Genomic DNA, 234 nt, shown 5'->3' with positions numbered 1-234 from the left:
TAGTGGCGGGCATTTTAAATAAAAATTCATTTTGCCGGCATGCACAACTGCCCCCTTTTGACAAAACAACCTTCGCGAGAATCGATTTTTTGCGGCAAGGTGAACGATTGGTGGACAAAAGGGCACTCGCAATGTTAAAATTCTTACTAAAAGTTAGACAAAACGACTATGCTGCATACACGCGCGAGTGTGCAACGGCGCAGAGAACACGTGCGCTTGCTACCGCCAGTGCAA

This window comes from Prevotella sp. HMSC073D09 (genome assembly GCF_001814145.1).
GTDB classification, from domain to species: domain Bacteria; phylum Bacteroidota; class Bacteroidia; order Bacteroidales; family Bacteroidaceae; genus Prevotella; species Prevotella conceptionensis.
The sequence above is the reverse complement of the archived record's forward strand: the minus strand, read 5'-3'. Positions refer to the sequence as shown.